The following is an 18716-nucleotide window of genomic DNA, read 5'->3' on the forward strand; positions in this document are numbered from 1 at the left end:
GCATGTTCTCAAAAATTGGAGAGCCCCCAAGCCGCGCCCAGTGCGGCGCAGAAGCTGCGGCACCTTGGGCATTGCGCAGCTGCGTGGTCGCGTTTAGCTCTTCCGCTCTTCATTCTCCCCCCTCCAAATCATGTCCGCCAAGATCATCTACACCCTGACCGACGAAGCTCCCCTGCTGGCCACTTTTTCCTTCCTGCCTATCGTGCAGGCCTTCACCAAACCGGCCGGGATCGAAGTGGAAACGCGCGACATCTCCCTGGCGGGCCGCATCCTGGCGAACTTCCCCGATTTCCTGACCGATGCGCAGAAGCAGTCTGATGACCTCGCCTACCTCGGCAAGCTCTGCCTGGAGCCCACCACGAACATCATCAAGCTGCCAAACATCTCCGCCTCCGTGCCGCAGCTGAAGGCCGCGATCGCCGAACTGCAGAGCAAGGGCTACGCCGTGCCAAACCTGCCCGAAAACCCGCAGACGGACGCCGAGAAGGACATCAAGACCCGCTACGCCAAGGTCATGGGCAGTGCCGTGAACCCTGTGCTGCGCGAGGGCAACTCCGACCGTCGCGCGCCGAAGGCCGTGAAGGACTACGCCAAGGCCCACCCCCACTCCATGGGCAAGTGGAGCGCCGACTCCAAGACCAGCGTGGGAACCATGGGCAAGGACGACTTCTTCTCCAATGAGAAATCCGTCTGCGTGCCAGCCGCCACGGATGTGAAGATCGAGTTCATCGGCAAAGACGGCAGCACCAAAGTGCTGAAGGACAAGACCCCGCTGAAGGCCGGCGAGATCCTCGACGCCACCCGCATGAGCAAGAAGGCGCTCGTGGCCTTCATCGAGACCCAGCTGGAAAAAGCCAAGGCCGAGGGCGTGCTCTTCTCCCTGCACATGAAGGCCACCATGATGAAGGTCAGCGACCCCATCATCTTCGGCCACGCCGTGCGTGTGTTCTTCAAGGACGTGCTGGCCAAGCACGGCGCCGCGCTGACGGAGATCGGCGTGGAGCTCAACAACGGCTTCGGCGACCTCGTGGCCAAGCTCTCCAAGCTGCCTGCGGAAAAGAAGGCCGAGATCGAGGCCGACATCCAGGCCGCCTACGCCAGCCGCCCCGCACTGGCCATGGTGAACAGCGACAAAGGCATCACCAACCTGCACGTACCGAGCGATGTCATCGTGGATGCCTCCATGCCCGCCATGATCCGCGGTGGTGGCAAGATGTGGAACGCCGCCGGCAAGGAGCAGGACACGCTGGCTGTCATTCCTGACAGCAGCTACGCCGGCGTGTACCAGGCCGTGATCGACTTCTGCAAGAAGAACGGCGCTCTGGACCCCAAGACCATGGGCAGCGTGCCAAACGTGGGCCTCATGGCCCAAGCCGCCGAAGAGTACGGCAGCCACAACAAGACCTTTGAGATCCCCGCCGACGGCACCGTGCGCGTGACCGACAGCGCCGGCACCGTGCTGCTGGAGCACGCCGTGGAGGCCGGAGACATCTGGCGCGCCTGCCAGACCAAGGACGCACCCATCCAGGACTGGGTGAAGCTGGCCGTGAACCGCGCCCGCGCCTCCAAGACCCCCGCCGTCTTCTGGCTGGACAAGAACCGTGCTCACGACGCCCAGATCATCGCCAAGGTGGAGAAGTATCTCAAGGACCACGACACCACTGGTCTGGACCTCCGCATCCTTCCGCCTGCCGAGGCCTGCACCTTCTCGCTGGAGCGTATCGTCAAAGGAGAGGACACCATCTCCGTGACCGGCAACGTGCTGCGCGACTACAACACCGATCTCTTCCCCATCCTGGAAGTGGGCACCTCCGCCAAGATGCTTTCCATCGTCCCGCTCATGAACGGCGGGGGCCTGTTTGAGACCGGCGCCGGCGGCTCCGCGCCGAAGCACGTGCAGCAGTTCCTCGAAGAAAACTACCTGCGCTGGGACAGCCTGGGCGAGTTCTTCGCACTGGCACCGAGCTTTGAGCACATCGCCGAAAACTTCAGCCTGCCGAAGGCCAAGGTGCTGGCCGACACGCTCGACGCCGCCACGGGCAAGTTCCTGGAAAACGACCGCAGCCCCGGCCGCAAACTGGGCACCATCGACAACCGCGGCAGCCACTTCTACCTGGCCCTCTACTGGGCCCAGGCACTGGCTGCCCAGACGGCTGATGCGGAGCTGCAGGCCAAGTTCAAGCCCGTCGCCGAAGAGCTGACGGCCAACGAGGCCAAGATCGTCGCCGAACTCCTCGCCGTGCAGGGCCAGCCCGCTGATGTGGGCGGCTACTACAAGCCGGACACCGCGAAGGCGGATGCCGCGCTGCGTCCGAGCGCGACGTTCAATGCGGTGCTGGCGAAGGTGTAAAAGCGTCAGCCATTGACAAGGTGATGTGTGGATGAGCCTGTGGTGACACAGGCTCATCTTATGTCAGACCTAAGCTCTTCACAAGTGGGGCATTACTAAGTTTGCTCATGCAGCTCTTGCGCTCTTACGCATGGGCGGCTATCATGCACATGCCTCGACCAAGTTAGGAGGCAGGCTCCAAACAGGTGGACATGGCATTCATTGAACACGCCAGGTCCTCCACCCAATCTGGGCCGCCTGTTCCACCATATCGGCTTGGTTCCGAGGTCCATTTCATTCGATCATGACAGGAGAGCTCATCATCAAAGACACGCACCGCGGCCTGTTTTATCAGGACGGTGTGTTAAAGAAAATTCTGGAAGCCGGACGCTACGAGATCAAAGGCCCTCGCCCTGCGCTGCTATTCATGCCTCGGCGGCCTGTCGAGTCTGTGGTGGTGGTGGATGTGCGCGAGCGTGAGCTCACCATCAAAGGCCAGGAGATTCTGACCTCCGACAAGGTGGCCATTCGTGTGAGCATCATCGTTCAGTTCAAGGTCTCCGACCCCAAGGCGGCGATTCACCAGGTGGTGAACTACGAGGAGCGGCTTTACAGCGATGTGCAGCTGGCCGCGCGGCGCTCGCTGGCATCCATGTCGCTGGAGGAAATCCTCACGAATCGGAACCGCCTGAGTGAAGACATCATGCGAGATGTCAAAGAGGCCGCGAGCAGCTACGGTGTGGCTATTCTCCGTGCGGACGTGAAGGATCTGGTGTTTCCTGGGAATCTCCAGGAGATCATGAACAAGGTGCTGGCCGCAGAGCGCCTGAGCGAGGCCAGACTGGTGGAGACACGCACCGAATTGGAGAAACGAAAATTGGAGGCTGCCAACGAAGCCGAGGTTCAGACGCTGCGTGCAGAGGCAGACGCCAAGGCCAGCCGTGCTCGTGCGGAAGCGGCTGCGGAAGCAGAACGCATCACCGCTGAAGGCGAAAGCGCCGCCATGGCTGCTCGTGAAGCTCTGGCAAAATTCTACCAACAAAATCCCGCCATGCTTCGGCTGAAAGAGCTGGAGGCCATGGCTGAGCTTGGCAGAAACGCTTCCGCACGTCTCTTCATCGGCTTTGACAAACTGCCCACACCTGCCGCCGAGTGATCACAACCTGATCTTCAGCCCCAGCTCATCCTTCATCGTCAGCAGCGCCTCGGCGTTGCCGATGGCATCATCCACGGGATGATGCGTGTGCTTGGTCCGGCGCAGGTGCTTGAAGGTCTGGAAGGTGTCTTTCACCATTCCTTTGTACAAGCTGCCGAGATTGGTGGAGGAGAAGCCGAAGGGATTGGCCCCGGTAAAGTGGTGGAAGTACCAGTTGATGAACTGCCAGTCGAATCCGTTGTTGTCTGACACGAACATGAGACGGTCTTTGGAAATACCGCTCAGCCATTCGGCGAAGTTTTGCATGACCTCGACAGGTTCAGGAAACTGCAGCGTCTGCTCCCGCGTGAAGCCGCTGACGGCCAGCGCCTCCGGCATGAAGCGCTCCGAGATCGGGCGCAGCCGCCCGTAAAAAGTGCGGCTCAGCCCCGGCTCCACCACCACCGCACCAAAACAGATCATCGAGTAATCTCCCGGAATCGGACCGTCCGACTCCACATCCACCATTATGTAGCTCATAAAATAATATCGGAGCTACTCATGCCACAGGGTAGCGGGAGTTGCATGTGGATTTAGAAGTTCCAAAGCCAATTCACTTTGGCTCCGTGCTTATGGGCGTTGCGGCACGCACCCCTGTTCCACAGGAACAGGGCTACTTTACTCAAACTTCAGCGAGTACAAATCCACATCGTTCAGGACAAAGCGCAGGCGCACGGGTTTGCCGGAGAGGGCGCTTACATCGGGGCCGGTTTTCCAGGTGACGGTGCGGTCAAGGGAATCGCCGAAGACAGGCTGGGAGTCGGCAAGGGTGAAGCCGGGGAGCGGCTTGCCGTCTGCATCTTGGATCTCCACCTGGATGCCACCAGCGGCGGAGCTGGCGAAGTTCAGGGTGAGTGCTTTGCCGGTGAAGGTGAGCGGCTTGGTGATGAGCTCGCCGCCGCTCCTGGGGGCGTGGATGGAGACAAAGCCGTCGAGCCGCAGCGTGTAGCGGCGCAGGGCGCTGCTCTTGCCGGTCCAGTAGCTCTCGGTGGCGTAGAGGCTGAGCTCATTGGGTGCGCCTTCCAGAGCGGACTTGGTTTCCACCGGATGCCAGGCGATGTACTGGTGGCCGTAGTTCCAGGTGCCGGGGCGCTCGATGCCGGGCGGCAGGAAGGCTTCATTCCAGCGCTTGAACTTCAAGCCGTCGCGGCTGGCCATGAAGAGGCCTTCGGTGATGGCCATGCCGTAGCGGTCGCTGGCCTTGGAGCGCCACTCACGGTGCTCGCGCTCGGGCAGTGCGCGCATGCTGTCTGACCAGCCGCGCTCGGTGTAGCGCGTGGGAAAGCCCAGCAGCAGATGCGGTGCACGGTGGTAGGGCTTGACCTGATTGGTGTAGAGCTGCTCGGACGGGGAGTCCACATAGGTGAGGTCGTGCTGGTTTTCCCAGTGGAGGAAGTCTTTGGACGTGGCGGTGCGGATGGCGCGGTCGCCTGAGGGCTTCCAGTTTTTTTCATCGGTGGTGCCGGCGGTGAAGTAGCGCCAGTAGGCGCGATACACGCCGCTCTGCGCATCCCAAAACGCGAGGTTCTGCGAATCAAACGCTCCATCGGTGATGACGGGTGCATCGGCCATGGGGGACCAGCGGAGGCCATCGGGCGATTTCAGCGCGAGCAGGCCCTTGGGTGAATTGGAGCGCACGATGGCCTTGTATTTCGCATCTGCGGGTGCGGCGGGATTTTCATCTTTGAAAACTGCGGGGTGTCCGCCATCGGGGTTCACCTTTCCCATCATGCCGTGGGGAATGACGATGTTGTTGGCCTTGGAACCTTTGAACTCATGCAGGCCCAGCTCGGGCTTGCGCCAGTGGATGCCGTCGTCGCTCTCCGCGTAGCAGGTGAAGAGCGGGTGCTCGCCGGTGTTTACCTTGCCAGGGGCTGTGACGGTGAGCTGCCAGCTCTTGTAGTACATGCGGTATTTGTCCCCGTCTTTGAAGACGCTGTGGTAACCGCTGCCGCTGCCCTCCCATGGCGCATCATGCGTCAGCGCGATCTCCTGGATCTGAGGATGGTGCAGCCGTTGCTCGGCCTTGCCGGTGAGCTGGCCGATGAGGAAATCATCGACAAACAACTCACGGCGCGAGCCGATGTCGAGAACGCTGTCTGCGGCACCGAGGGATGAGAATGCGGCGAGACCGAAAGCGAGTGCGGTGACAGGAAAGCGGCGGCGATAAATCATCATGGGGTAAATTACGTGCCAGGCCCATGGGCTTTCGCGGCAACCTCGTGGTCTGAAAACCGCACCAGCGGCCCCGGGGGGGCGTAATGTGCATGGATTGGGGAAGGAGATTCATGACATGATGAAAGTTGGAGGTCCGCCATGCCTTTGATGTGTGATGCCTGAACTCTCCCGCACCGAAGATCCCGCACCGCAAAGCCGGTGCCGATTTGCACTCTCCTGGTGCGACATCACGCCACCGGCGGACATCTACCACCGCATGTGGGGCGCGGCGAAGCACGAGCGCGCCACCGGGGTGCACCGACCGCTGCGCGCCACGGTGGCGGTGTTTGCGCCGATGGAGGGAACGGGGCGGCAAATCATTCTAGCGCTGGATCATTGCGTGATGGGGGCCACGGAGCATGCGCAGCTCGTGGCACAAGCGGCGGAGATCGGTGGTGTGGCAAAGGAGGAGGTGCTTGTGGTCTTTTCCCACACCCACGGCGCGGGGCTGATGGGACTGGACCGTGCCACGCTGCCGGGTGGCGATCTGATTCCGCCCTACCTGCACGCACTGGGGGAGCGGGCAGGGCGGCTGGTGAAGCAATGCATGGCCTCGCTGGTGCCTGCGGGCATCGTCTATGGCCGTGGCCGCTGCAGTCTGGCCACTCAGCGCGATTTTTGGGACGGCATGCAATACATCTGCGGTCACAATCCCGGTGTGCCTGCGGATGACAGCGTGGTCCTGGCACGTGTGACGGCGGATGACGGGAAGACGCTGGCCTGCATCGTAAACTATGCCTGCCACCCCACCACACTGGCATGGGAAAACACGCTGATCAGTCCCGACTACATCGGTGCGATGCGCGAGCTCGTTGAACGCGACACCGGCGCGCCCTGCCTCTTTTTGCAAGGCGCCAGCGGCGAACTGGGTCCGCGCGAGGGCTTCGTCGGTGACACCGCTGTGGCGGATCGCAATGGGCGCGAGCTGGGTTATGCCGCGCTCTCGGCCCTCACGGCGCTGCCAGCGGCGGGCACGGTCTTTGTTTATCAAGGCGCTGTCGTGTCCGGTGCGACGCTGGGTGCGTGGAAGCACGAGAAGATCGATCTGGAAACCAAGGCGGGTTGGAAGCTGCAGCGCTGGCATGAGCCGCTGCGCTACCGCCCCGGCCAGCCGACGGTGGCGCAGGTGCAGGCGGAGCTGGATCATTTCCAGGCTGCCGAGGCCACCGCGCGTGCTGCGGGCGATGAAGCCCAAGCCGCCGACTGCCGTGCGATGAGCGAGCGCAAAACGCGCCTGCTGCACAAGCTCCACCAGCTGCCGCCGGGAGATCGCTTTCCGCTGCAAGTCGTCGTTTGGCACATGGGCGATGCGGTGTGGGTGGGTGTGCAGGGAGAGAGCTACAGCGTGCTGCAAACCGAGCTGCGCCGCCGCTTTCCAGAGAAGATCGTCATCGTGGCCACCATCGCTGCGGACTGGGGCGCCTCCTACCTGCCGCCTCGTGAGCTTTACGACACGGGGATCTACCAGGAGAGCATCGCCGTTGTCGCGCCGGGCAGCCTGGAGCAACTCATCGAATCCATTTCCAACCACATCGCCTCATGAAAATCACCGCCATCGAAACACTCGTCTGCCATGCCCGAATGCGAAACTGGGTCTTCGTGAAAGTCGTCACGGACCAGCCCGGTCTCATCGGCTGGGGAGAGGCGACGCTGGAGTGGCACACGCGCAGCATCGTCGGCGCGATCGAGGACATGTCGCATCTCCTCATCGGCGAAGACCCGACGCGGGTGGAGTATCTGTGGCAGGTGATGTACCGGCAGCACTTCTGGCATGGGCACGGCATCGTGCGGGCCACGGCCATCGCAGGCATTGATCTCGCGCTGTGGGACATCGTCGGCAAGGTGGCGAACATGCCGCTCTCCAAGGTCTTCGGCGGTCCGGTGCGTGATTTTGTGCGCACCTACTGCCATCTCGGCGGCGGCAAGATGGAGGACTTTTACCAAACCCCGGCGGACAACGCCAAACGTTTTGCCGAGCTGGCGCAGGCCGCCGTGGCGGATGGCTACACCGCCTTCAAAAGCATGGCGGTGCCCAGCACGATGCCCATCGAGGGCCAGAAGCCCGTGCGCGCCGCAGCCGCAGCCGTGGCCGCCATGCGGGAGGCCGTGGGGCCGGACATCGACATCATGGTGGACTGCCATGCGCGGCCCTCTCCCGCGATGGGGCTGAAGTTTGGCAAGGCCCTGGATGACTTCGGTCTCTACTTTTTTGAGGAGCCCTGCTGGCCGGAATGCGTGGACGGGCTGGCCCGCATCAATGCCGCACTCACCACACCCGTGGCCAGCGGCGAGCGCGTGACAAACCTGGAGGCCTTCAAGGACATGTTTGAAAAACGCGCGGTGGAGATCTGCCAGCTGGACATCACCCACTGCGGCGGGCTGAGCGCGGCCAAGCGCATCGCCGCGCTGGCGGAGGCGCACCGCATCTCCCTGGCGCCGCACAACCCACAGGGGCCTGTGAGCACCGCCGCATCGCTGGAGTTCGGCTTTTCACAGCCCAGCTACATCATCTGCGAAACCGTCCACAACGATGTGCCCTGGCGGCAGGACGTGGTGGAGGAAGGTTTCACCATCGAGAAGCAGGGCCGCATCGTCCGCCCGAATACGAAGCCCGGCCTCGGCATCACGATCAATGAAGCGGAGGTGAAGAAGCATCCCTTCCAGCAGGAGATCGTGCTGCGAGAGTTCAGCCCTGATGGAGCTGTGACGGACTGGTAATCTACCGGCCATGAAACCCACCCGCACCCGCTTCATCGTGCTCGCAGGCATCTGTGCGGCGGCAGCGCTGGCGTATTTCACGCGCAATGGGGTGGCGCCGGCGGAGAGCACGATCCGTGCGGAGCTGGGCATCACCAAGGAGCAGTCGGGCATGCTCATGAGCTCGTTCTTCTGGCCGTATGCGCTGTGCCAGATCCCTGCGGCCATGCTGGCGCAGCGGCTGGGAGCACGCTGGTCGCTGTCTTTGTATGGTGTGCTATGGTCCGTGGCCACCGCCTTCCTGGCGTGGGGAAATCTGGCGGTGATGACAGGCGCGCGTGCCTTCATGGGCATGGCGCAGGCGGGGCTGGTGCCGGTGGGCACCACGGTGATGGCGCGGTGGTTTCCACGCACGGCGCAGGCCTCGGCCTCCGGTGCGTTCAGCGGCTTCATGTCCGTGGGCAGCATCATCGCGGCACCGCTGACAGCGTGGCTGGTCGTGAGCATCGGCTGGCGCTGGATGTTCGTGTGGTATGCCGTGCCCGGTGTGCTGTGGGCGGCGTGGTTTGCGGTCTGGTACCGTAACCGGCCGTCCGAACATCCAGGAGTGAATGCAGCGGAGCGCGCGCAGATCGAGCAGGACGCGCCGCCGGGGGCTGCGATTGAAGCTCCGCGCGTGCCATGGGGTCTGCTGCTGCGGAGTCCGGCGCTGTGGTGCCTGTGCCTGCAGCAGTTTTGCCGGGCGGCGGGGTACATCTTTTTTGCCAGCTGGTTTGCCACTTATCTGCAGGAGGCACGCGGGGTGACGATCCTGGGCTCCGGCTGGCTGACCACGCTGCCGCTGCTGGCCGATGTGACGGGCTGCATGGCCGGAGGCGTGCTGTCAGACGTGCTGCTGCGCAAGACGGGCAGCCAGCGCCTCGCGCGGCAGGGCCTGACCGCCACGGCGCTGCTGCTCTGCGCCGGTTTGATTTTCTGCGCGTGGCTTGTTGCCAATCCTGTGATGGCCGTGCTGGTGATCAGCGCGGGCATGTTCTGCGCTGCCACGGCCAATCCCTGCCTCGGTGCCACGGTGATGAATCTCGGTGGCCCGCATGTGGCCACCGTCAGCGCGGCAACCAACATGTGTGGCAATCTGGGCGCGGCGGCCTTTCCGGTCGTGGTGCCCTGGCTGCTGGTGCACGCCGGTGGCTGGGATGCGGTGCTGGGCGGCTTTGGCGCGCTCTACATCGTTGCCGCCGTGTTCTGGCTGCTGCTGCGCAACGAGCGCATCGGTCAGTGACCAAACGCGCTGAGCTGCTTGTTGGTGCGCACGTAGATCACTCCATCCACGATGGCGGGCGAGGCAAAGACCGGGGCCTTCATGTCATTTCTGGCCAGCACCTTCAGCGTGTCGCTTGCGGCATCCAGCACGGAGATGACGCCGCGCTGGGAGGTTACATACACGTGGCCGTCGGCGGTCACGGCAGAGGCGTAGTATTCGCCGGAGGCATCGAGGCGCTCGCCTTGGAAAAGCGGGCTGCCGCTTTTGGCATCGTAGGCTGAGGCGAGGCCGCCGCCCTTGACGGTGAAGACGCGGCCATTGGCGATGACCGGAGAAAACACATACGGCAGGTGCTTCGTCTGCCGCCAGATCACGTGAGTGTCGGTGATGTCGCCGCTGCCGCCGGCCTTGATGGCAAAGAGTTGATTGGCCGCCTGGGCAAAGATGGCGCGCATGGCGTCATACTCCGACTGCGTGACCTTGCCGTCCTTGTCGGCGTCGATGATGGTGAAGCGGTCGCGCAACGGGCCTGCGGGAAATTCCATTTCGCTGAGCGTGCCGTTTTTGTCCGCGTCATTGGCAGTCATGAAGGAATCGAAGGCCTCCATCTCCACACGGTCGTCGGGATCTCCGCCCATGTTCCAGCCGCAGACGAGCAGGACATCTCCCAGCGCGGTGGGGCTGGTGTTGGACACACGCGCCATGCCGCCGGATGACCAGCGCTGTTTGCCATCCTTGAGATCGTAGCTGCGAGTCCAGAGAGAGCCGCTCACCACCAGCTCCTCGATGCCATCATGCCGCCACACAAACGGCGTGGAAAAGCTGCGGCGAAACTCGCTGCGATCCACGCGCCACACCTCTGCTCCCGTCTTCACATCCAGCGCGATCATGTAGCTGCCGACGTCCTGATCCGCGACGATGATGACCTTGCCATCCGCGATGATGGGCGAGGCGCTCGTGCCAAACTCCACAATCGGCGGTGGCAGGGGCTTCTGCCACAGCACCCTGCCATTCCAGTCATAGGCCAGCACGCCGTAGGAACCGAAGTAGGTGATGAGATGCATGCCGTCCGTGCAGCACGTCGGCGTAGCCGGGCTGCCGATGCGGTGCGCTGCTTCCACCTTCTCCGCTGGAGCCGCTGCGCGCCACAGCTCGTGCCCGTCTGTGCGGCTGAGGCAAAGCGTGACCAGCTTGCCGGCATCGAGACCGGTGAGCGCAATCTTGTCCTGCCAGATGCAGGGAGATGAATGGCCAAAAGGCACCTCGACCTGCCACTTCACATTCTTTTGCGCATTGAACTCCACGGGCGGTTTCCCTGTGCCGATGCCGAGCCCGCCTTCGCCGCGAAACTGCGGCCAGCTGGATTCCGCCAGGGCGGTGGAAGTGAGCAGCGTGGAGAGCAGAAGGTGGCGCAGGAACATGGTGAGCATAAGAAGCGGAAGCAGAGTGCTAGTCTTTCGAGCTTCTGTGATTTCCTGGAAGCGCGGACTTCAGTCCGCAGCAAAAGTCTGCTCCGAGTTTTGCAGCCTGCTCGGCCGCGCCGAGGATCAGTGTGTTTGCGCATGTTCAATGTGCAGCAACACCCGCCGCGTGCCGGTGACCTGCTGCGGAATAAATTCCGCGCTCCGTAAGCTGCTTCGTTCTTGTGACAGCACACTCCTCACTCGATACGCCAGGTGGCCTGGCGGAGGACTGCGAGCCTGGGCTCCTTCATCGTTTCATACCAGACGGTGAGGAGGGTGCCGTCTGCCAGCTCGACCGTGCTGGGGTAGCCGAGGTCGCCGCCGATGCCGTCGCCAGAAATGATCATCGCCTCGCTCCAGGTCTGGCCGTTGTCGGTGCTGAGGCGTGCCTGATTGCCGAAGGGCTTGCGGCGGTGGCCGTAGGTCATGAGCAGGCGGCCATCGCGCAGGCGCAGCAGGTGGGAGGGCAGGCCCCAGACGCCGATGCTGTGCGGCTCGCTCCAGGTCTTGCCGCCGTCCTTGGATTCTGTCTGCAGGGTCTCGCCTTTGTTTGCCGTGTTGTGATTGCGGATCTGAGCGATGAGGGTGCCATCAGCGGCCTCGACGGCGTGGAGTTCGTGATAGGAATTGGAGGCAGTGTCGCCTTTGCGTGTGGGAATTTCGGCGAGCCATTGCCAGGTCTGGCCGTCGTCTTTGGACTCGGCCACACCGATCTTCTTGTCCTGCGTCCAAAGCTGCTTGCCCGCGTAGAGCAGGCGGCCGTCCTTGAGCTGGATGGGGCCGTGCGGGCTGTTGACGATGGTGGGGATGCGGGTGGACCAAGATTTGCCGCCGTCGGTGGAGCGGATGGCCCACTCTCCCAGCTCGGCCTTGCGCTCTTCATCGCCCAGACGCACGTGCGCGGCTTTCCACCTGGCGTAGCGCTCTGCGGGCATGGCCTTGGAGACCCAGCCCTTGTCTGTGAGCTCCGCCATGGCAGCGGCTTTTTTAAACGAGTCCTCATAGGCCAGCGAGGTGAAGGTGGTGACGATGAGGGAACCCTTGGCGGTTTCGAGCACGCCGGAGTCGCGGTCGTCGGTGGCGGTGTCCAGCAGCACGCGCGGCCAGGTCCAGGTGGCGCCGTTGTCTTTGGAGGTCATGGCATGCACCTGGCCAAAGGGGCAGACATGGGACTCACGACCGCCCGACCAGGAGAGCCAGAGCTCGCCATTTTGCCGCCGCACGACGGTGGACCAGCCATGGTAAAACTCGGGCTGTTGGGAGATGACCTTCGTCTCAAGAATCTTCGCCGCAGGCGAGGCCGCGCGGGCAATGAAGGGAAAGGCGAGTGCAGAGGTAGTGGTGGCGAGGAAATGGCGGCGGCTGGTCATGATGCCGGAGAATACGACGCGGACCGGTTTGCTTTCGCAGCAAAGCCGCTGGTTTGAACAACGGACCAGAGGAGGGAGATGCCTGCCACACAGAGGGCGCGAACTCACTCGGCTGCTTTTTTGCGTGTGAACTTCTGCACGCGGGCACCGGTTCCCTCCGCCACATAAACGGCACCGTCCGGGCCGACGGAGAGGTCATGGCCGAGCTGGAACTGACCGGGGGCTTTGCCGTAGCTGCCGAAGGTGTCGAGCACCTGCCCGGCAGAATCGAGTTCCACCGCCTTGCCGCGGAGCTCCTGCTTCAGGGAAGGAGAGCCGCCATCGATGATGAAGAGGTGGCCGTCGGGACCGGTGGCAATGCCATACGGTTTGCCGATCTGCGGGCCTTTCCATTCGTGCAGAAAGGTGCCTTTGGCGTCGAAGACCTGAAGGCGCTCGTTTTCGCGGTCGCAGACGATGATGCGACCCTGGGGATCCAGGGTAATGCCATGCGGGAGGTGGAATTGGCCCGGCCCCTTTCCTTTGGTGCCCCACTGAAACTCGAAGCGGCCTGTGGCGGTGAACTTCAGCACGCGTGTGTTTTGGTAGCCGTCGCTGACATAGAAGGAGCCGTCTGGCAGCACGGCCACATCGGTGGGCAGATTGAAATGGGAAGTGTCGTCGCCGGGCACGCCTGCCTCTCCCAGCGTGAGCAGCACCTCGCCTGAAGGTGAACATTTGAAGACCTGATGCAGGCCGACATCGGTGAGCCAGAGATTGCCGGCGTGATCCACCGTGAGCCCGTGCGGCATGATGAAGCGGTTTGCGCCCCAGGTGCTGAGGAGACGGCCTGTGGCCCCCTCAAACACGCTGACGGTGGGCGCTGCGATGGGCTCTTTGGGAAAGGGCTTGGTCCAGACGCGACCGCTGCGATGGAAAACGAACACGCGGTTTTGGGCGTCTACTCCAACACCGGCGCAAAGGCCGAGGGTGTGGCCCTCCGGAAGCTGCGGCCAGCCGGGGACGACCTCGTGCGATGGTTGAGCGAGAGAAGCGGTGGCGAAAAGGGCAAAGAAGAAAACGAAGCGCATGGAGGGAGTGCGATGCTCACTTGAGCTTGGATACCTGTACGTCATCCACGTCCGCCGACTTGTTTACGGCGAGGGTGATCATGCGTTTCGTTGGATGCGCGATGCCTTCGCTGCTGAATGAAACGGCTTCCATGTCGTCGATGCGGACGGTCATCTGATCGGCGACGATCTTGATGTTCAGGGTGTGCCACTCGTTGGGCTTGAGGTCGAGCTTGAAGGATTTGGTTTTGGATTTGAGCAGCGCAGCGAGTTCGGGGGATTTGTCTCCTTTCTCGCGGCGGGCGCGGATTTCATTGTCCATGCCGCCGGTTTTGGAGTCGGTGATGGTGACGGCTTTGTTGGTGACGCGGGCGATGCAGAGGTGTCCAGCGTGCACGGTTTTGAGCTCGCGATCGACGAAATCGACGCCGAGGTCATCGCCCTCGCCGAGGCGGAATTTCAACTGCACGATGCCGTCTTGAAACTCGGCTGCGTGGAAGATGGCGACGCCGTGGTCGGCCTCGGCGTGCTTAGTGACGTGCATGTGGCCGTCGATGAGATCGACCTGCTGATGGCCCTTCGCACGCCAGGCGCTGTTGCTGGTCCAGCCATTGCCGATGTCTTCCTTGCCAGGAGTGGCTTCATCGCGGGAGAAATCGTCGGAGAAGAGCGGGGTGATGAAGTCGGCGTGGAGGGGGAGGCAGAGAGTGAGGAAGAGGAGGAAGTGTTTCATGACATTATTTTTTGGGCGGATTGGGCACGGTGCTGGCGGTGTATTCGGCCTGATCGATGGTGCCGCTGCCGTCCACGTCGCGGGCTTTGAACCACTTTGCTGCGTCTTCTGCATTACGTCTGGCACTGAACTCTTCTTTGGTGAGCTTGCCGTCGTGGTCGGTGTCGAGGCGCTTGAACTGCTCGGCGCGGCTGGGGTTGTTTTTGGGCTGGGCGTTGGCTTTGCCTTTGGGTTTGGCGTCTCCGGCGATGGGGAGCGGCAAGTAGTCGTAGTCGAGGATCATCTTCTTTTGCAGGGCGGTCTTGAGCTCGAGGGTGGCTGCCTCCAGACCTTTCTGGCCGTAGAGATTGTGCAGCTCGGCGGGGTCTTCCTGGAGGTCGTAGAGCTCATAGACGGGGCGCGGGCTGGTGAACCAGAGGTCTTCAAATTCGGTGGCGAGGGTCTTGTCCTCGTGCGCCTTGGTGATGTCTTTCCAGCTGGGATCGCCACCGCTGTCCACGGGGGTGTAGCGGAGGTTTGGGGTGACGTTGTAGATGAGCTTGTAGCGGGCGCTGCGCACGCAGCGGCTGTAGTCCACGCCGCTGGCGGTGGTGCCCTCATTGAAGGTGGCGCTGCCGTGGGGGCCGCGCTCGGCGAAAATGTGCTGGCGCTCTTTTTCAAACTTGGCGCCTTTGAGCAGCGGGAGAAAGCTGATGCCGCTCATGCGCTCTGGCACAGGGAGACCGGCGGCTTCGAGGCAGGTGGGCGCGATGTCTTCTCCTGAGATGAGCGCGCTGGAGTCGCCGCCGGGTTTGATGACACCGGGCCACCAGGCGAGGAGGGGGACGTTCAGGCCGGGATCGTGCAAGGAGCCTTTGCCGCTGGGGAAGGCCATGCCGTTGTCTCCCATGAAAATGATGAGGGTGTTTTCCAAACCGGCACGCTCTTTGATGAGATCGAGCACGCGCTGGAAGTCGCCGTCGCAATGCTCGATCTCGCCTTCATAGGCGGAGAGGTCGTTGCGCACGCCGGGAAGATCGGGGAGAAAGCCGGGGACTTTGAGCTTGGCGGGATCGGGCGGGTTTTTGCCGGTGTTCCAGGCGTGGTGGGGATCGCTGAAGCCGACCCAGAGGAAATAGGGCTTGTCCTTTGGCTTCTGATCAAAGAACTCATTGATCTTGGTGGGCAGGGTGTCCTGACCGCTGGCGTCCACGTAGTCGAAGCGGTCTTTGAAGGTGACGAGGTGGTGCTCCTCAAAGACCTGTGACGAGGCCTCGGGGCTGCGACCGGAGCCATCGAGGTGATAGGTGCGGCCGCAGCAGCCGACGAAGTAGCCGGCGTCTTTTTTGAGGATCTCGGGAAAGGTGATCTCATCGCGCGGCAGCGGCGAGGAGAAGCGCGTCATGCGGCAGGCAACTGGCGAACGGCCGGTCATGATGGTAGCGCGTGAGGGAACGCACTGCGGCGCACCGGTGAACATGCGGCGGCACATGATGCCCTCTGCGGCCAAGCGGTCGAGATTTGGCGTCTTCATCTCCTCGCGCCCGTAGCAGTGGATGAACGGGTAGCTGTGGTCGTCTGAGAGGACGAAGAGGATATTGGGCGCGGCGGCGTGTGCCGCAGGCAGCGCGAGAGCCGAGCCAAGCGAGACAGCCAGCACGGCGAAGCGCGTGCTGCTCCGAAGGAGTGAGCGAAGCGAAGCAACGGACGAAAAAGCGATGAAAAGAGCGCGGAGTTTCATGACGGAAGACGCTTATTTCGCGGCGGGCTGCATGGGGTAGTCGAGCGTGAACTGATGCTGGTCGAGCTCGTGCACATAAGGGGTGTCGGAGACGAGGACGTTGTTTACGACATCGTAGGTGAGGGCGTGGATGCGGTTCTCTGCGGGCACAAAGCGCAGGAGACGGAGTGCGGGCTGGGAAAGGTAGTCGGTAAGCATGGAGGTGACGGGGTGGCCGTCGTCTGCAGGGGTGGTGAGCTTCAGCGCGGTGACGCGGCTCTGGTCTCCACAGAAGATGAGGCGAAGGTTGGGATGTTTGCGGAAGAGCTTGTCCCACATCTGCTCGCCGGTGTTTCCGCGCGCGCCGTGGATTTTGACCCACCGCATGCGGCCTTTGGGATCGTGGATGAAGCCCTCCTCGGTCTTGGGCTTGTCGAGAATGCCGAGGTCCATGTGCGTGGTGATGAGCGCACGGCGTGCGGCGTTTTTGCCGAGGAGATCGCCGGCCCAGGCGAGCACGTCGTCGGGTGCATTGCACTCGAGGCTGAGGTGAATGAAGTCCATGCCGCCGGCGCTGAAGAGCTGGGCGCTGTTCACGTTGTTGGCGGAGACGTTCTGGTCTTTGCGGGCGTGGGTGTAGCTGCCGAGATACCAAGGGTAGTCCTTGAAGCTGGCGGCGGGAAAATGCTCCTGAAACAGATGTGCATCGCCCTTGGCGGTCATGTCGTGGTTTCCCACGGTGAGACTGAAGGGAACCACGCCGCGCAGGGTGTCGATATGCTGCCTGGCCACGGCCCATTCGCTGGCGTTGTTTTTGTCCACGATGTCTCCGACGTGGCTGACGAAGACGATGTTTTGATCGTCACGATGCGCAGCGATCCATTTCACCTGTGCTTCCAGGTTGCTGTTTGTCACAGGGTCGGTGCTGTCAGGCGTGGCCTTGCAGCCTTTGCCGGTGTAGGCCTGGGTGTCTGGAATGATGACGACGGTGAAGGCCGCCGCAGGCATGGGTGGCAGCGGCTGGGTACCGGTGAGTTTTTTGGACGCGGCAAAAGCAGGGATGCAGAAGAAAAGGCAGAGCAGGATTCTCATGGCAGCACGGGCTTCGGTTCGATGTCGCTCTGATTGATCCAGTTGGCTTTCACGGGCTTCCCGCTCATGAATTTTTCATAAAAGCCGACGTTACCCGGCTGCGCGTGCTTGTATTCATCGAAGATGGCACCCTGGCCGGACATGCGGGGATCTCCCTGCTGGGAGAGCTCGGCGTGGAGCTGGGTTTTCAAGGCGGTGGCGCGGGGATCGGCAGGGAGGTTATGTACGAAATCGGGGTCGGCTTTGAGATCGTAGAACTCGGTGCCGGGGCGCAGGCCGAAGCAGAGCTGCCAGAAGGGATCGGCGGGGTTTTTGCGATGGGCGTCGAGGATGAAGGTCTTGGTGGCTCCGGCATCGCAGTCCATGTAGCCGGTCTCGGGATTGCCACCGGGCCAGCGGGTGGGCTCGAAGTTTTCGATGAAGACGCTGTCCTGGGTGACGATGGCGCGGATGGGGTAGCCCCAGTCGTGCGGACGGCCCACGTCGGTGCGCTCCTTGCCGAGCAGCACGTGATCACGCACATGGGCGGGTTTGTTGGCAAAGAGATCGGTGAGGCTGCGGCCGGGGGACTCGGCCATGCCGGTGTCTGACCACTTCATGCCTGCGACCTCGATAAGGGTGGGAGCGAGATCGACGAAGCTCACGAAGTCGCTCAGCGTGCGGCCGGGCTGGAGGATGCCTTTTTTCCACATCATGGCCAGCGGCACGTGATTGGCCTGCACGTTGGCGTTTCCCTTGCTGCGCGGGAAGGGCATGCCGTGGTCTGCGGTGACGATGATGAGGGTGTTTTCCAGCAGGCCGCGCTTTTCGAGGTCGGCGATCATGCGGCCGAGATGGCGGTCGAAGTGCTCCACCTCGAAGGCGTAGTCCAGCATGTCATTGCGGATGACGTCGTTGTCCGGCCAGTAGGCGGGTACGTGGTCGATGTCGGTGAGCTTTTTGCCGCCTTTGGCCACGCCGCTGCCGAACTCGTAGCCACGATGCGGCTCGACGCTGCCATACCAGAAGCACCAGGGCTTGCCTGCGGGCGCGGCATCGAGGAAGTCGCTGAAGTTGGCGGCGTAGTCGCAGTTTAGAATCTCGGGTGTGGGGGCTTCGGCGCGGCGTTTGTTGTAGGGCTTGCCGGTCATCTGGCGTGGCTTGCCATTGGCATCATTCGCCACGCCGGGGCCCCAGCCCTTAGTGGTGTAGCCCACGTTCCAGCCTTTTTCCGCGAGGGCCTCGCCCCAGCCTTTGAATTCGGGCGGGAAGTAGCAGATGTGATTGGCCGCCTCTTTGAGCTGCCAGGAATTGCGCCCGGTAAGGATGCAGGCTCTAGAGGGGGCGCACTTGGCATTCGGTGTGTAGGCCTGGGTGAAAAGGAGGCCTTCCTTTGCCACGCGGTCAAAGCTGGGTGTCTTCACCCAGGGCGTGCCGTAGGCGCTGGCGTGAGGGCCCCAGTCGTCGGCGATGGCGAAGAGGATGTTGGGCGGCGGCTCAGCGGCGAAGGATGAAGCTGCGAGGCTGTATGCCGCAAGAACGAGGGCGGTGAAAAATGCTGGTCGGCGCATGGCGAGGGAACGATGCGCAGCAGAGCTTCCTTCGACAAAGGCGCGAGAATTGAAAGGA

General features: G+C 62.6%; 14 protein-coding genes. 5 read left to right on the top strand and 9 right to left on the bottom strand.

Features of this window, described 5'->3' with window-relative positions; translation table 11 throughout:
- Positions 1 to 130: 130 nt before the first annotated feature.
- A complete protein-coding gene (locus ACFQDI_RS23165; RefSeq protein WP_377171485.1) occupies positions 131 to 2350 on the top strand; it encodes an NADP-dependent isocitrate dehydrogenase in 2220 nt (739 codons plus the stop codon).
- Between the two features lie 283 nt (positions 2351 to 2633).
- The gene (locus ACFQDI_RS23170; protein ID WP_377171487.1) at positions 2634 to 3485 is read left to right on the top strand and encodes a slipin family protein; all 852 of its coding nucleotides are present in this window, start codon (positions 2634 to 2636) and stop codon (positions 3483 to 3485) included.
- Here ACFQDI_RS23170 and ACFQDI_RS23175 read toward each other — a convergent pair whose 3' ends face one another.
- Positions 3486 to 4004 carry a 3'-5' exonuclease gene (locus ACFQDI_RS23175; RefSeq protein ID WP_377171489.1) on the bottom strand — a complete coding sequence of 173 codons (519 nt, stop codon included), beginning with the start codon at positions 4002 to 4004 and terminating at the stop codon, positions 3486 to 3488.
- 138 nt (positions 4005 to 4142) lie between these two features.
- A complete protein-coding gene (locus tag ACFQDI_RS23180) occupies positions 4143 to 5702 on the bottom strand; it encodes a glycoside hydrolase family 32 protein (RefSeq protein WP_377171491.1) in 1560 nt (519 codons plus the stop codon).
- Between the two features lie 154 nt (positions 5703 to 5856).
- Here ACFQDI_RS23180 and ACFQDI_RS23185 point away from each other — a divergent pair, with 154 nt between their 5' ends.
- The 3 genes from ACFQDI_RS23185 to ACFQDI_RS23195 are packed head-to-tail and all read left to right on the top strand — an operon-like array spanning position 5857 to position 9720.
- Positions 5857 to 7284 carry a hypothetical protein gene (locus tag ACFQDI_RS23185; protein WP_377171493.1) on the top strand — a complete coding sequence of 476 codons (1428 nt, stop codon included), beginning with the start codon at positions 5857 to 5859 and terminating at the stop codon, positions 7282 to 7284.
- Positions 7281 to 8459 carry an enolase C-terminal domain-like protein gene (locus ACFQDI_RS23190; RefSeq protein WP_377171495.1) on the top strand — a complete coding sequence of 393 codons (1179 nt, stop codon included), beginning with the start codon at positions 7281 to 7283 and terminating at the stop codon, positions 8457 to 8459. The genes ACFQDI_RS23185 and ACFQDI_RS23190 overlap by 4 nt, the downstream gene beginning before the upstream one ends.
- Before the next feature lie 10 nt (positions 8460 to 8469).
- Entirely contained in the window at positions 8470 to 9720 is a 1251-nt protein-coding gene (locus tag ACFQDI_RS23195) for an MFS transporter (RefSeq protein WP_377171497.1), read from the top strand.
- Here ACFQDI_RS23195 and ACFQDI_RS23200 read toward each other — a convergent pair.
- From ACFQDI_RS23200 to ACFQDI_RS23230, 7 genes are all read right to left on the bottom strand, one after another.
- Entirely contained in the window at positions 9714 to 11123 is a 1410-nt protein-coding gene (locus ACFQDI_RS23200; RefSeq protein ID WP_377171499.1) for an outer membrane protein assembly factor BamB family protein, read from the bottom strand. The two genes, ACFQDI_RS23195 and ACFQDI_RS23200, sit on opposite strands and share 7 nt — an antisense overlap.
- Before the next feature lie 239 nt (positions 11124 to 11362).
- Positions 11363 to 12535 (bottom strand): sialidase family protein, encoded by a 1173-nt coding sequence (locus tag ACFQDI_RS23205; RefSeq protein WP_377171501.1) that lies wholly within the window; start codon positions 12533 to 12535, stop codon positions 11363 to 11365.
- 104 nt (positions 12536 to 12639) lie between these two features.
- The gene (locus ACFQDI_RS23210; protein ID WP_377171503.1) at positions 12640 to 13605 is read right to left on the bottom strand and encodes a peptidyl-alpha-hydroxyglycine alpha-amidating lyase family protein; all 966 of its coding nucleotides are present in this window, start codon (positions 13603 to 13605) and stop codon (positions 12640 to 12642) included.
- A 16-nt stretch (positions 13606 to 13621) separates the two neighbouring features.
- Complete coding sequence (locus ACFQDI_RS23215) at positions 13622 to 14317, bottom strand: 3-keto-alpha-glucoside-1,2-lyase-like domain-containing protein (RefSeq protein WP_377171505.1); 696 nt, start codon at positions 14315 to 14317, stop codon at positions 13622 to 13624.
- A 4-nt stretch (positions 14318 to 14321) separates the two neighbouring features.
- Entirely contained in the window at positions 14322 to 16037 is a 1716-nt protein-coding gene (locus ACFQDI_RS23220; RefSeq protein ID WP_377171507.1) for a sulfatase-like hydrolase/transferase, read from the bottom strand.
- Positions 16038 to 16049: 12 nt separating this feature from the next.
- The gene (locus ACFQDI_RS23225) at positions 16050 to 17108 is read right to left on the bottom strand and encodes a metallophosphoesterase (protein WP_377171509.1); all 1059 of its coding nucleotides are present in this window, start codon (positions 17106 to 17108) and stop codon (positions 16050 to 16052) included.
- Positions 17105 to 18658: a sulfatase family protein gene (locus tag ACFQDI_RS23230; RefSeq protein WP_377171511.1), complete on the bottom strand. Its 1554-nt coding sequence runs from the start codon at positions 18656 to 18658 to the stop codon at positions 17105 to 17107. Before ACFQDI_RS23230 ends, ACFQDI_RS23225 begins: the two co-directional genes overlap by 4 nt.
- Positions 18659 to 18716: the final 58 nt, after the last annotated feature.

The organism is Prosthecobacter fluviatilis (assembly GCF_042655725.1).
GTDB lineage: Bacteria > Verrucomicrobiota > Verrucomicrobiia > Verrucomicrobiales > Verrucomicrobiaceae > Prosthecobacter > Prosthecobacter fluviatilis.

What these genes read in the sequence shown, in the direction of transcription:
- ACFQDI_RS23165 (WP_377171485.1), top strand. Translation starts at nt 131, where the DNA reads ATGTCCGCCAAGATCATCTACACCCTGACCGACGAAGCTCCCCTGCTG.
- ACFQDI_RS23170 (WP_377171487.1), top strand. Translation starts at nt 2,634, where the DNA reads ATGACAGGAGAGCTCATCATCAAAGACACGCACCGCGGCCTGTTTTAT.
- ACFQDI_RS23175 (WP_377171489.1), bottom strand. Translation starts at nt 4,004, where the DNA reads ATGAGCTACATAATGGTGGATGTGGAGTCGGACGGTCCGATTCCGGGA.
- ACFQDI_RS23180 (WP_377171491.1), bottom strand. Translation starts at nt 5,702, where the DNA reads ATGATGATTTATCGCCGCCGCTTTCCTGTCACCGCACTCGCTTTCGGT.
- ACFQDI_RS23185 (WP_377171493.1), top strand. Translation starts at nt 5,857, where the DNA reads ATGCCTGAACTCTCCCGCACCGAAGATCCCGCACCGCAAAGCCGGTGC.
- ACFQDI_RS23190 (WP_377171495.1), top strand. Translation starts at nt 7,281, where the DNA reads ATGAAAATCACCGCCATCGAAACACTCGTCTGCCATGCCCGAATGCGA.
- ACFQDI_RS23195 (WP_377171497.1), top strand. Translation starts at nt 8,470, where the DNA reads ATGAAACCCACCCGCACCCGCTTCATCGTGCTCGCAGGCATCTGTGCG.
- ACFQDI_RS23200 (WP_377171499.1), bottom strand. Translation starts at nt 11,123, where the DNA reads ATGTTCCTGCGCCACCTTCTGCTCTCCACGCTGCTCACTTCCACCGCC.
- ACFQDI_RS23205 (WP_377171501.1), bottom strand. Translation starts at nt 12,535, where the DNA reads ATGACCAGCCGCCGCCATTTCCTCGCCACCACTACCTCTGCACTCGCC.
- ACFQDI_RS23210 (WP_377171503.1), bottom strand. Translation starts at nt 13,605, where the DNA reads ATGCGCTTCGTTTTCTTCTTTGCCCTTTTCGCCACCGCTTCTCTCGCT.
- ACFQDI_RS23215 (WP_377171505.1), bottom strand. Translation starts at nt 14,317, where the DNA reads ATGAAACACTTCCTCCTCTTCCTCACTCTCTGCCTCCCCCTCCACGCC.
- ACFQDI_RS23220 (WP_377171507.1), bottom strand. Translation starts at nt 16,037, where the DNA reads ATGAAACTCCGCGCTCTTTTCATCGCTTTTTCGTCCGTTGCTTCGCTT.
- ACFQDI_RS23225 (WP_377171509.1), bottom strand. Translation starts at nt 17,108, where the DNA reads ATGAGAATCCTGCTCTGCCTTTTCTTCTGCATCCCTGCTTTTGCCGCG.
- ACFQDI_RS23230 (WP_377171511.1), bottom strand. Translation starts at nt 18,658, where the DNA reads ATGCGCCGACCAGCATTTTTCACCGCCCTCGTTCTTGCGGCATACAGC.